Here is a 13,541-nt window from a genome sequence, read left to right as displayed (position 1 = left end):
CTTTTTAGCTTTTTGAATTGAATAGACCTCCTCTATATAGCAAATAGTTTGAGCTGTTAAGCTTGTTGTTAAAGCTTTCTGGTTTATCTTAAGCTCATCACTTTTTCGCTTTTGAAGAAGGTCCTTTGTTTTCAGCAAACGATTAACAAATTATTGAACAGGGGTTGTTTAATTATTCAACAACTAATGCAACCATTGTATTGAGACTTTTTAATACAGGTGATACCGTCAGAGCTTGATTTGCTATTTCTTCCACTTTCTCTTTAGAAGCAGAGGTAAGAGCTCTTAATTTGATAACAGGATTCAAAATTCCACGTTCCCCTTCTTCTATTCCTAAAAATACCGCCACATTTAAATCAGCTTCAATATCTACAGATACTTCTTCAAGTTTAATCCCTGCTTGGCTCGCAAAAACCTCAAACGTAATCGTAAAGCAGCTTACTGCCGCTGTTATTAAAAACTCAACGGGGTTAGCTCCCTTATTCGTACCTCCTAACTCAATAGGTTCATCAATAATTAAAGGAGTAAAATCCCGGATAAAAGCCTCATTTTCTGTGCCATCCTTCCATTTAAGGTGAGCAGTCCATTTTTTCATTCCAAGTTCCGGATTTTCCTTTATGTTGTTTGTAACCTTCTTTACAGCTTCAAAATTAATGTTATTCATAATACATTACCCCTAACATCTTAGTTTTGTTTAACAATAGAAATTTTAGCATTAGATGTTTTCGGAGTATGTAAGGCAGCTTACATATGAAAATAGAAATATTTCTTATGTATTTCCATTTATCTACAGCTCTTAATCATAAAAACTATCACATTTTTTTTCGATATTCATTCGTATCCAGATTCTCCCGTTGTCATAGCGGATAATTTTTTCTTGTAAAAGTTTATTTAACGTTAAAGTTACTGTTTCCCGGGTTGAAGCAATCATCCCCGCTATATCCTTATGTGTAATAGAGACAGGTACAGGATACCATTCTTTATCGTTATCCCTCTGATCACTCAAACTCAATTTTTTTAATAAAAAGATGAGTCGATTTTCAACTGTTCCATAACTAATTTGCTCTAGAATTTCAACCATATCCTTATATTTTTCCGAGGTATAATTCAGTAACGCAAGCGTTAATGACGGACTATTCTCAACAATCTTTCTGACTTCTTGTTTTGAAACTGCAATAATCGTTACTTCTGTCAAAGCCTTTGCAAATACTTTGCTTGCCCTTGAAGTAAAGACATCCATTAATCCAATAAAATCTCCAGCACATAACAAGCCAATAATGCATTCTTTTCCATCTATATGAATGTGAAATTCACTTGCATTTCCTTTCTTTATAATAAATACGTCATCAGATAATTTACCCGGTATTGTAATACATTCACCTTTTTTAAAGGTAAACTCCTTACCATTACTCATCACCTTGTCATAATCGTTTTCAAGAAATAACTGGATAACTTTATTAGAAAAAATCTGATTTTCAAAATCCATCCTGTATCCTCCTTAAAATTAAATTGGCTCATTTTAGGCTGCCACCGCTTTGATTTATAAACTTAAAAAGCGCCCCTTTTCCCTTGCAAAGTTACTATCCATACCTGCTGCATTTTTTAATTTCGCTCTTCACTTTTAGTAAGTTACAGTGTATTTATCCTAACACGGCTAACAAATAATAACTAACCATCATTTAACATATCCCTGTCAAGTAGACAGTGTAATAAAAATAACCACACTTCTTCAGCGGCTTATAGTGTAAGCTGAAGAAGGAGTCAATGTAATCCATTTTTCTTCTAAGAGTTTGAGTAAATAAATATAGAATGGAGGTGAATGAATGAGCCAGCCATGGTCCCCTGAGCAGGTTATTTCAAAAAAAAGGGCTGGTATGATGATTGAGAACCAGTTCCCGGAGCTTAAGCCAGTAAAAGTGAAGGTATTGGGTGAAGGGTTTGATAATTCCGTTTTTCTCGTCAATGATCGATATGTTTTTCGTTTTCCCAGAAGAGAAATTTCACCAATTTTAATTCAAACTGAGAACCGGCTCCTTCCTGTATTAGCTTCCTTGCTGCCAATCCCTATTCCGAATCCTCAATTTCAAGGCATTCCAGAAGATCAGTATCCGTGGCCATTTGCAGGGTACCAAATCTTATCAGGAAAAACACCCTCTAAGTTGACACCTGAACAGCGTATGGATTCGGTAGAACCTTTGGCTCAATTTTTAAGAACGCTGCATGATTTTCCTATAACAGAGGCAGAAAATCTGAAAATTCCTTATGACCAGCTGGGGCGGATTAATATTCCTAAAAGAAAACCAATGCTGGAAACAAATATAGAAAAAGCCAAGGAAAAAGGTTTAATCGACCTAAATACAGTGGAGCAGCTGGAATTATTTCTTTCAACCATAAAAAAATCTTTAGAGGATGAAACCAAAACACTTGTTCATGGTGATTTACATATTCGCAATATCCTTGTAAAAGAAGATGGCAGAGTATCAGCAGTTATAGATTGGGGGGATACGCATATTGGCCATCCGGCAATCGACCTATCAATCGTTTATGGTTTTCTGCCGGCTGAAGGAAGGGAACACTTTTTCAAAATATATGGTGATGTTCAACCTGAATTTAAGAAAATCGGAAGGTTCAAAGCAATATATACGATCGTCTTACTTCTTTTATACGCGGATGATCAAAAGGATGATGAATTAGTAAACGAATGTCGTTCTACATTACGTTTAGCATTAATGGAATGAAGTTCTTATTATAATAATGGTTTTTTATGAAATGAAACAAAGCCCTGCTGATTGTGAGAATCAAGGGGCTTTTCCTATTTTCTTCTGTCAGAATGTTAACAGTGGCAGTTACTGTCCGCCTAGTTCATATCCGTAGAAAATTTGACAATAAATTTACAATTACCATATAAAGAGTTTACAAATTACTTATATACTTAGCTTATAAAAAATCAAATACTAAAGGAGTTGTTATGGATGACAGATTTCATGATTCGATTGATTATTTTGATTCCACTTTGTACACTTCTTTGTCCTTGATAATCCCCTGAGGCAATTCATGCTTCTCATTACTATCCTATCGTTGTTACTCCATCGCTTTAATCTTCTATTATCAAATATCTGATAGTCTTCAAAAAATAATAAAACACCACCCGCATTCAGATGGCGCTCCCCTGGTGCTATTTTTATTAACTTTCTTTACTCATTATAAGTTAGTCCAGATTTCAAAGAGTAATTATAATGGTTTTTTTAATCCATAATCTGAAAAAGAATCCTTGCAATATCACTGTTTTCCATTCTGCCGCTAAACAAATGTCTATTCAGACCATACGCATAAACGGGAACATCCTCACCCGTATGCCCTTTGGTTGTCCAGCCCGTACTGGAATAGTGATTGATAATGTTAATAAGTGCTTGCCGTGTATCTTCTACTTCCATCTCCAGAGTTGATTGGATGGTTTTCAAGTCCTCTTCATGAAGTGGAAAGTTCATGTAATACTTTAAAGTTGCCATGTTTTTTGTTTCATGCAATCTGCTGGCAATCACAAACGGTGTTGAGGTAATCGATTTAATCACACTTGGATTCCATTTATAATTATCATTTCGATCGATGCTCATTCCCCCGGTTGAGTGATCAGCTGTCGCAATGACAATCGTATCCTCTCGATCGGAAGCAAACTCAATCGCCTCTTTAAACGCTGCTTCAAAGTCTTTAACCTCACTCATTGCCCCGACGATATCATTGTCATGCCCTGCCCAATCTATTTGACTCCCTTCCACTAATAGAAAAAAGCCATTTGGATTTTGCTGTAAGCGTTGAAGGGCAGCTTTCGTCATTTGGGAAAGGGACGGTATTGTCGGATCACGGTCAATTTTTTTCGGCAGCTCAATCGGTGCGAATAAACCAAGCAGCTTCTCTGTTTTATTCGAAACAAGCTCCTGCAAGTTGGTCACATACCCAAAACGATTTTTAACAAACTCTTCTATTATATTTCGGTCATTCCTAAAGAAATAGGATGTTCCTCCCCCGAGCATCACATCTATTTTATGTTTACCTTCTATTCGTTCATCGAGATAATCATCAGCAATTTGATCATATTGTTCTCGAGATTCAATATGCGCGGCAAATGCCGCCAATGTTGCGTGATTGATCTGACTTGTTCCTACCAGGCCAGTAGACTTGCCACGAAATTTTGCATATTCTAAAACAGTCGGAACAGCTTGTTTATCAATGTTTAATCCAAGTGCTCCATTATAGGTTTTATAACCCGTCGCTAAAGCAGTACCTGCTGCAGCGGAATCAGTAATATTACTTTCTCTATCTAATGAATAGGTTGATTGGGAGCCGACAAAGTATTGATCAAATATAGTGGGATTCATAATTCCTTTTCGGGAATCATGATTGAAGTAGCGAAGACCTGTGGTATAAGAAAATCCCATCCCATCGCCGATTAGTAAGATGACATTTTTTACTTTCCTCGTTCCATTGTATTTCAAAATTGGATGGAATGAATTCAGTTTATAATCATGTTGAAGGACGGTGGAATTTAACAAAGCTTAACAACACCTTTCTTTTACGTAGTAATCATAACTGAAACCATTTATTCACACTCCCTTTATAACATAAAAAAAGGACGAAGTTATTAGGCAATACAATAATTTTACAAAAATCATAAATATTCTTAATGTTTATCTAGACTTATCAATTACGATTGTATATGATAACATCTTTAGGGTAACTTTATTGAAGGGAGTGATTATTATGAACATATTGTGGGATTTCGATGGAACCTTATTTGATACCTATCCAGCACTCGTTGAAGGTATAGTAAAAGTAAGTCAAAAAGACCTTGACCGGAGCGAAGTGTTGAAATGGCTAAAAATTGATTCTAAAACCGCCTTTAAACACTATTGTATTAGTGAGGATCTGAGAGAAGAATTCCAAAAATTACATATTCATTATTCAAAGCTGGACAGCAAGCCCTTTGATCACCTGGAGGATGTTTTAGCTTCTGTCGAAAACAATATTATTGTGACTCATCGAGATAAGGAATCCACCATTTATCTCCTTGAAAAATTCCATCTAGCCAAGTACTTTAAAGAAATTGTTTCCGTTGAAGAACAAGGCTTCACGAGAAAACCTCACTGTTCTTCCTATGAATATGTCCTCAAAAGCCACCACATTGATTTGGTCGTGGGTGATCGGGACTTAGATTTAATTCCCGCAAGACAATTACATATCAAAACCGTTGCCTTTCAAAGTCCCAATATTGCCGCCGATTTTCACATCGACAGCTATGCAGATTTTATTCCGCTGGTCCTTAACCAGCTTCATGAAACACAGCAGAGTCCCTTTGATCGTTAGAATCAAGGGACTCTTGTTTTTTTACATTGAAGAACAACCAGATGATATTAAAACGGCAGTGATTTCACTGCCGTTTTATTGTCTGGAATGAATAATTACCTATTTTTCAACTAGTCTTTCTTTTATTTCCGGAATACTAAGACCCTGTTTTTTCAAGTCCTGTATTTCTTTGATTTTTAATAATGCTTCTTCTCTGGGGAACCGGCGAGTCAGGTTTTCTTGTTCCTGCTTGAAAGGAAGCATCCCTTCTTCCGTATAGAATTTTAGGGTACTGTAACGACATCCACTTAGACGGACCAGTTCTCCGATGGATACAAATTCGGAAGCCAATATTTTTTCCATTGAACGTTGCCGGGACATTTTCATCCCCCTTGCTATAAGGATAGTGGATATTTTCTTAACCGGACACCATGAACAGGTATTCTATATTGTTTGGCAGATGGTACGGCTTCATATAGGACATTATCAATCTTGATAAGGGGTACTTCTCCTTCACGTATCACCGTAAAGACGTGGCCTTTGCTTTCCAGCCGCGCTTTAACATCACTCAAACGGTCTTCTTTATTTGAAAAAAACTCTTCTGTATCAATAAAAATAGATTGCGATCGTTCAATTACGGGAAAAATAAAATTGATTCCTGAACCTGAAGGAGTAGACATAACTTCCTTCTTTATTTTTAAAAAATTCTTTACAGCGGTTTCAAAGGATTTATGAATATTAATTGGTAAAACCACTTTAGCCAAAGAACTGCTGTCGAGTAATTCATATATGCGAGCTGCAACTCGTTTCAATTCTTCCCTAGAGAAAAGATCATAAAGACATCCGCTTTCCCGTAACAACCAAAGCATAAGGATTGTCTCATCTGTCATTGCCCCGTCTTCTAATATTTCAGCACGAAGACTTTCCGTTAATCTTGTATAGAGTTCTGAATTGCTCCGATATTCCTTCATCGAAATACCAGCTGTTACATATTCCAAATCACAACCAATTAGTGAAGGAATTTCTTCCAAAGCATTAGCTCCTAACAAGGAAACGGCAAAAGAGTACTCAACTTCTTTCAACATCTTTTTAGATAGCTTAGTAACTTTCGTGAGATAATCAGGAAGCGTCTCATCTATCGTTTCATTTTTACCAATAAGAGCCTTTAAAACAGTTTCTTGATACATAGTAATCGAGGGACACTCAAAATTCTCCCTTTTAAAAGTAAGGATATCGCCCTCCCTTGTAAAGCCGTTGTCCAAATATAATTCTAGAATCGTTGCACCAGCCATACAACGCAAGGATACATTCTTGGCGTTAGTTAAATGAAGACTATCTTGGGCGTTGAGTGCTATCATGGAAAAGTTTTGCGCGAAACTAAGTTCCTTCATAACGTCCCTCCTAGTTCATAAAATAAGTGGTTCTCACTTATTACTTACTACTTACGATTTAAGAATACCAAAGTTGGAAAAGAATGTAAAGAGGGTTCTAGATAAACGAGCGATATGTGTATAGTATAGAGCTACATGAAGCCCACCGCAGAAGTTTTTTATTCGTAAGTCCTTTCATGCGTCATCGTTACTTAATGTAAGATTAAAGGATCTATAACATCTAAGACATAGGTTAGTAATATTGTAACGTTATTATAGTTAGTAGCGGGGATAGCATGAGTGGCTATCATAGTATTTGGCGATGGAGGGGCCAATACTTCACAAGATGTTAGGAATAAAGGTTGATTTGCATAACCAGCCCCCCTTCACTTTATAATTCTTTCTCAAACATCACCATATCCATTGCCCTGATCCCATTCTCATAAATAGGTGTAGGATAATTTTTAAAGAAATCCTTTTTTATTTCAACCATTCTAAAGCCTAGCTTTTGATAAAAAGCTAAGTTATCAATACTTGAATTAGCCGTTCCAACAATCATTTTATTTAGTCCCTTAATTTTATATAAATCGAAAGCCTCATTAACTACTATTTTTCCTAGCCCTTTCCCTCGGTAATCTTCGGTTAAAGCAATATTTTTAAGCTCAACGATTCCGTTCGAGTGGAACGTAAATAAAACAACTCCGGCAATTTTTCCTTCGCAGCAAATCGAGAACATCTCTCCATCATTTATGTACGCTCTGACAATCTCTTCGCTTTCATCTGCTATTAAGAGATAATCAAAAAATAAATTTCTTTTCTCCGTTTCAATTGCCTCCAATTGAACTTTCCGCATTATCATCCCTCCAATAATACTAACTAATTTTAACACAAATTGGTAATGAATATTGGTTTGATTAAAGAACTTGAAACAGAAAACCTAACTGTATTTGAACTCCCTCATAAGGAAACTAAATAAAGCTTTTTAAAAATGGAATACTAACTTTATCTAATTGGAATTGGGAGGAATTCAGTTGCAAACCACTGAAAGTACATTATCTATTTTCGCTTTAGGCGGTATAAATGAAATCGGAAAAAACATGTATGTGGTCCAATATGCAGATGATATCGCCATTATCGACTGCGGCGGTAAATTTCCAGATGAGAGTTTATTAGGAATTGATTTAATTATTCCCGATGTTACTTACTTAGAAGAGAATAAGGAAAAAATCCGTGCTTTAATTGTTACACATGGGCACGAAGATCATATTGGGGGAATTCCTTACCTCTTACGAAAAATAAATGTCCCAATTTATGGCACACGTTTTACACTCGGCTTAATTGAATTAAAACTAGATGAGCATCGGCTTGCAAGGGATACAAAACTCATTCCAATTGATTCAGATACTAAGCTTGAGCTTGGAGAGATGAAAGCATCCTTTTTCAAAGTAAGCCACAGTATTCCTGATTGTTTAGGGATAGTCTTTCATACACCTGAAGGGAATGTTGTTCATACTGGAGACTTCAAATTCGATTTAACACCTGCGAATAACCAATATTCAGATATTCATAAAATGGCCGATATCGGTAATCAAGGTGTTATAGTTTTAATCTCTGAAAGTACAAATGCAGAACGTTCGGGCCTGACTCCATCAGAGCGAATGGTAGGCAGTCATATGAACGAGGCTTTTATGAAAGCTGATGGGAAAATCTTTATTTCGACCTTCGCTTCAAATGTGAATCGTGTTCAGCAAGTGGTCGAAGCTTGCATTCGGACGAATCGAAAGCTTGCATTGCTTGGCCGAAGTATGGTTAATGTCGTCTCAGTAGCGATCGAACGTGGATATTTAGCTATTCCAGATGGGATGCTGATTGAGGCAAATGAGGTTGATCGACTAGCGCCTGAAAAGGTTGCCATTCTATGTACGGGGAGTCAAGGAGAGCCAATGGCTGCTCTTGCCCGTCTTGCTGGCGGAAATTTTCGGGATATTTCCGTCTACCCCGGAGACACCGTTATTTTAGCAGCATCCCCAATACCTGGGAATGAAAAAGATGTTTCACGTATTATCGACAACTTATTTCAGCTGGGAGCTAAAGTGATTTATGGAACAGGAAGCACAACCGGAATGCATGTTTCTGGACATGGATATCAGGAAGACTTAAAGCTCATGCTTACCCTAATGAAGCCAACCTATTTTATTCCAGTTCATGGTGAATTTAGAATGCTGCACCATCATCGTTTGCTCGCCGAATCGGTTGGGGTTGAGACAGGAAACACATTTATTATTAAAAATGGTGATGTTGTTGATATCGAAAACTCAATTGCCCGTCAGACTCGGAGGATTCCGTCGGGGGATACGTATGTTGATGGAATGGGCGTCGGCGATGTAGGGGAAATCGTGTTACGAGACCGAAAACAACTTTCTGAGGATGGAATGCTCGTTATTGTTTTAACATTAAGTAAAACGGAAAGAAAAATTATTCAAGGACCTGACACGATTACTCGCGGGTTCGTATACGTAAAAGATTCTGAAGATCTTCTAAGAGAAATTAACCGCCTTGTTAAAAAAACGGTTAATGACTTACAAGCAGAGGATATACGGCAGTGGAATGTAATCAAACAAAATATTAAAAAGTCGGTTGGCCAATATTTATTCGCAAAAACGAAGAGAAAGCCAATGATTCTCCCAATCATAATTGAAATTTAATAACAAACACATAAGCATCTACGAAAAAAAACATTTACTAAAGCTTCCACAACGAGGAAGTTTAGGCATGGTATTCAAAATAAATACTTTAAATTTGCCGTAACCAAATTGTTTTTCCTCTACATCAGGATTATTTTTCCAACAAAAAAAGACTCCCCAACTGAATGGGGAGTCCAAATATTAGGGAAACGAAGACAGGTTCCCTGTCCCTGTGTAGAAGTTAGAAAGAAGCATCCATACTCATTCTAAAATACTTGGATGGGATGATGTTCCTGTCTCCATGTCCCTTTTTGCTCTAATTTTAAAGAGCACGAACAGCAATATAATCCAAAAAGGTCCGATATATAAAGCTATTCGATAATCAGATAAAAAGAACATCGTAGCGATGATAACCAACAAACCTACTATGGAAAAATAAATTGAATACGGATAAAGTGGCATTTTAAAAGTAAATTTTGTGATCTCTTCTTTACTTTTCTTTTTGCGCCAATGTAACAGAATAAAAAGAATCATAATCCAGTTGAAGATGGAAGCGAAGGTTGTGATGGACATCATGTACATGAATGCTTTTTCTGGAAGAAATTTCAACAATAGAATCCCAATCAAGGAAATCATAGAACAGAGTATGGTACTGTTGACCGGAGTTCCTGTTTTACCAATCTTGTTAAATATTTTAGGTGCGTTTCTTTGCAACGATAGACCATATATCATTCTACTGGTGCTATAAATCGCACTGTTGTATGCTGAAGCAGCTGCCGTTATGACAATCACGTTAAGTAATGTAGCAGCGGCCGGTATTCCTATTGCTGAGAAAATCTGAACAAAAGGGCTCCCTTCCAATCCAACTTTATTCCATGGGAACAGTGATACCAATACTACCATGGAACCAATATAGAATACTAATATTCGTAATACGACATTATTGATAGACTTTGGCAACGTGATTCTATGATTCTCTGCTTCTGCAGCAGTCATTCCCACCATCTCAATCCCACCGAAGGCGAACATTGCCAAGACTAGTGACATCAGTAACCCGGATCCTCCGTTTGGCAGAAATCCTCCGTTAATCCACATATTTTCAAATCCGGATTCTTTGAAATTGCTTGCTCCCACTCCAAAAAAGAGAATCCCCAAACCGAAAATTATCATTGCAATAATAGCCACCACTTTGATCAAGGCGGCCCAAAACTCAAATTCCCCAAAAAACTTAACATTTGTGATGTTTATCAGAAAGAACACAATAACAAATACAAGTGCTGTAATCCATGTTGGCATATTAGGCAACCAAAATTTAAAGTAATTTCCTAGTACGATCAATTCAACTATACTCACAGTAATGATAGCGAACCAATAATTCCAACCTAATAAAAATCCCGGGAAATCACCCCAATATTTATGCGCTAAAGCACTGAAAGCACCTGAGACAGGCTCTTCTACTAGCATTTCTCCTAATGCCCTCATAATTAGAAACATTATCAATCCACCAATGACATACGCAAGTATGATACTAGGCCCAGCGAGTTTAATTGCTTCAGCGGAACCATAAAACAGTCCTGTGCCGATTGCACCTCCAAGAGCTATCATTTGTATGTGCCTGTCTTTTAAACCTCTTACTAAATCCTGAGGCTCTCTCAATTTGATCACTCCTTTCAAAATAAATATAGATTATTATTCTGTTTAGAAGTATGTGGAAAATTATACATAATGTAATTATGAGTATTTCAAACATCCGTGCCACCGTTCACTAAAGTTGTAGCACAGATGGGACTGGAATTATCATTTATTGTTTACAGAAGCTCAAAACCAGCCGTGAAGTGCCTTAATGAGGTAATTGGCCCCTCATATACAAGTTTCATTCCTCCGTATTGGTCTCTGTTTCTATATATTTCCCCGAGGGCATTGGCAATCACATCCATGTGGCTATTCGTGTAAACTCTTCGGGATAGTGCGATTCTCATAGCCTCTACATCAGGGTAAATATCCTTACCTGTAATAGGATCCTTCGCACCGAAGGCACACGCCCCTAATTCTACTGCACGGACACCTGCTTCTTCATACAGAGCGACGACAAGTCGTTGGGATGGGAATTCACTTTGTGGAATGTGCGGAAAGAATCTTCTTCCATCGACATAAACTCCGTGTCCCCCGGTTGGTTCAATTATTGGCACACCATTTTCTATCAATCGGTCGCCTAAGTATTTTGCTTGATTAATGCGATACTCCAGGTATTGCTCATCAACCCCTTCCTGCAACCCAACAGCAAGCGCTTCCAAATCTCGTCCTGCTAATCCCCCATAGGTAATAAATCCTTCGTGGACAATCGCTAATTGCTGGGCATGTTTCAATATTTCTTCATTTCTTGTGACAAATAGACCTCCAATATTTACGAGTCCATCTTTTTTCGAACTCATCGTTGCTGTTTCGCAATAGGAAAACATCTCTCGAGTAATTTCTTTGATTGATTTGTCCTTATACCCTTCTTCTCTTTGTTGAATAAAATAAGCATTTTCAGCAAGTCTAGCTGCATCAATTACAACTGGAATATTGTGTGAGTTTGCTAGATTACTTATTTCTCTTATATTTTTCATGGAAACAGGTTGACCACCGTTGTTATTACAAGTTACGGTAATAATAACAACCGAAATTCGTTCCTGCCCTTTTTCTTCAATCAACCTTTCCATTTTGGCAATGTCAATATTCCCTTTAAACGGATGAGACGGGCTTGCTGTATCTCTCCCATTATCTACAACGTAGTCAACCGCTAATGCGCCTAATACCTCTGCATTTCCACGAAAGGTATCAAAGTGCATATTACCAATCGCATATTTTCCTTCTTTTGCATATAATTTTGCCATGATGTAATCAGCAGCTCTTCCTTGATGGGTCGGTTGAACATATGGCATTCCAAAAATGTCCTGAACGGATTCTTCCAATTTATAAAAGCTTTTAGATCCGGCATATGATTCATCACCTAGCATCAGAGCAGACCATTGTTCACTACTCATCGCAGAAGTACCGCTATCTGTTATACAATCGATATACACATTCTCCGCCTTAATTTGAAATGCATTATATCTTGCTTCCCTAAGCCAATTTTGTCGTTGTTCTTTCGTGGTTTTTTTAATTCTTTCTACCATCTTTATTCGAAACGGTTCCGCAGTCATAAAACGCATTTTGTTCCCATCCTCTCTTTTGTGTAAATTTTTTACCACCATGTAAATATTTTAACACTAGGTATTTTCAACCGCAACAATATTCTGAAAATTTTTTATTCAACATGAATTAAATAAGAAAAGACCACTTTTTTAAATACTTCATAAAAAGTGGTCTTTTTCTAGTTTATAATTTAGACTATAGCTTATTGATATACCGATAAATAGAGGTTTCGGATGTATGAAGGATTTTAGCTAACTCTGCGATAGATCCTTTCATCAAAAATACGCCCTTTTCATCCAGCATCCGAATAAGTTCCAGTCTTTCATCATGGGATAGGCGTTCAGGAGATACATTAAAATTAGTCAAAGTTTCTTGAATCGTATTGTTCATTAAATCTTCAAATGTAAGATTAAAGCTTTCATAGAAGTTTTCCCCTTTATATTGAATAGGTTCTGAGCCACTTATTAAGCGATTTAAAAGACTTCGAAGCTCAATTAACTCATCTACCTTGTAGTTGATTGTTAAAACGCCTATTAACTCTTGTCTTTGATTTTTTATAAAATGAGTTGCCGATCTTAATTTTTTTCTTTCCGAAGAGAAGGCTCTATAATTAACAACCGAATCTTCTTCTTTATATAATCCGTTTTTTATAAACTTGTTCTCCATATCAGGAATTGGACTACCAACTTTAAATTCAGGATTGAATGCATTCTCAACAAATACGACCTTTTCCTTATTCGTATCATACAATACCACTTCTGCATCCGTTCCGAGAAAACGGGCAAAAAATTGAATCATCGGTATATATGAATCTATGCCTGACAAAAAATTCACCCCTATCTTTTATTATTCTTTACCAAATTTTTAACTATCAAATGGTTTGAAAGAAGAAATCGAAATGGAGATTTATCCTTTTATAATAGTCTAATAATCGGAATTTAATCAACAATTGAAATACTATTTGAAATAC

Annotated in this window: 12 protein-coding genes; 3 read left to right on the top strand and 9 right to left on the bottom strand. The window is 36.7% G+C overall.

The features are described 5' to 3' along the window. Positions 1-172: 172 nt before the first annotated feature. Both QNH20_RS04500 and QNH20_RS04495 read right to left on the bottom strand, forming a co-directional pair. Positions 173-664 (bottom strand): OsmC family protein, encoded by a 492-nt coding sequence (locus tag QNH20_RS04500; RefSeq protein ID WP_283921718.1) that lies wholly within the window; start codon positions 662-664, stop codon positions 173-175. A gap of 132 nt (positions 665-796) precedes the next feature. After that, the gene (locus QNH20_RS04495) at positions 797-1,486 is read right to left on the bottom strand and encodes a Crp/Fnr family transcriptional regulator (protein ID WP_283921717.1); all 690 of its coding nucleotides are present in this window, start codon (positions 1,484-1,486) and stop codon (positions 797-799) included. Positions 1,487-1,823: 337 nt separating this feature from the next. Between QNH20_RS04495 and QNH20_RS04490 the strand changes: the two genes are divergently transcribed. Next, on the top strand, positions 1,824-2,738 hold the full coding sequence (locus QNH20_RS04490) for a phosphotransferase (RefSeq protein ID WP_283921716.1): 915 nt from the start codon (positions 1,824-1,826) through the stop codon (positions 2,736-2,738). A gap of 507 nt (positions 2,739-3,245) precedes the next feature. On the opposite strand, the gene QNH20_RS04485 is transcribed toward QNH20_RS04490, so the two are convergent. Then, positions 3,246-4,550, bottom strand: coding sequence for an alkaline phosphatase (locus QNH20_RS04485; protein ID WP_283921715.1), 1,305 nt, complete (start codon positions 4,548-4,550; stop codon positions 3,246-3,248). Between the two features lie 208 nt (positions 4,551-4,758). On the opposite strand from QNH20_RS04485, the gene QNH20_RS04480 reads away from it, so the two are divergent. Beyond that, a complete protein-coding gene (locus QNH20_RS04480; protein WP_283921714.1) occupies positions 4,759-5,361 on the top strand; it encodes an HAD-IA family hydrolase in 603 nt (200 codons plus the stop codon). Positions 5,362-5,460: 99 nt separating this feature from the next. On the opposite strand, the gene QNH20_RS04475 is transcribed toward QNH20_RS04480, so the two are convergent. The 3 genes from QNH20_RS04475 to QNH20_RS04465 form a co-directional block, all read right to left on the bottom strand. Next, positions 5,461-5,721 (bottom strand): helix-turn-helix domain-containing protein, encoded by a 261-nt coding sequence (locus QNH20_RS04475; RefSeq protein ID WP_283921713.1) that lies wholly within the window; start codon positions 5,719-5,721, stop codon positions 5,461-5,463. A 14-nt stretch (positions 5,722-5,735) separates the two neighbouring features. Beyond that, on the bottom strand, positions 5,736-6,731 hold the full coding sequence (locus QNH20_RS04470) for a hypothetical protein (protein WP_283921712.1): 996 nt from the start codon (positions 6,729-6,731) through the stop codon (positions 5,736-5,738). Between the two features lie 370 nt (positions 6,732-7,101). Further along, entirely contained in the window at positions 7,102-7,563 is a 462-nt protein-coding gene (locus QNH20_RS04465; protein ID WP_283921711.1) for a GNAT family N-acetyltransferase, read from the bottom strand. 178 nt (positions 7,564-7,741) lie between these two features. Between QNH20_RS04465 and QNH20_RS04460 the strand changes: the two genes are divergently transcribed. After that, positions 7,742-9,415 (top strand): ribonuclease J, encoded by a 1,674-nt coding sequence (locus QNH20_RS04460; protein WP_283921710.1) that lies wholly within the window; start codon positions 7,742-7,744, stop codon positions 9,413-9,415. 240 nt (positions 9,416-9,655) lie between these two features. On the opposite strand, the gene QNH20_RS04455 is transcribed toward QNH20_RS04460, so the two are convergent. The 3 genes from QNH20_RS04455 to QNH20_RS04445 all read right to left on the bottom strand — a co-directional run bounded on the left by QNH20_RS04455 (position 9,656) and on the right by QNH20_RS04445 (position 13,396). Further along, the gene (locus tag QNH20_RS04455; RefSeq protein WP_349632701.1) at positions 9,656-11,059 is read right to left on the bottom strand and encodes an amino acid permease; all 1,404 of its coding nucleotides are present in this window, start codon (positions 11,057-11,059) and stop codon (positions 9,656-9,658) included. Between the two features lie 143 nt (positions 11,060-11,202). After that, positions 11,203-12,588 (bottom strand): tryptophanase, encoded by a 1,386-nt coding sequence (locus QNH20_RS04450; RefSeq protein WP_283921708.1) that lies wholly within the window; start codon positions 12,586-12,588, stop codon positions 11,203-11,205. 178 nt (positions 12,589-12,766) lie between these two features. Further along, on the bottom strand, positions 12,767-13,396 hold the full coding sequence (locus tag QNH20_RS04445) for a helix-turn-helix transcriptional regulator (RefSeq protein ID WP_283921707.1): 630 nt from the start codon (positions 13,394-13,396) through the stop codon (positions 12,767-12,769). Positions 13,397-13,541 lie beyond the last annotated feature (145 nt).

Source organism: Neobacillus sp. WH10 (assembly GCF_030123405.1).
GTDB lineage: Bacteria > Bacillota > Bacilli > Bacillales > Cytobacillaceae > Neobacillus.
Note: the sequence above shows the minus strand (reverse complement) of the source record. Positions and strands in the feature narration are given on the sequence as shown.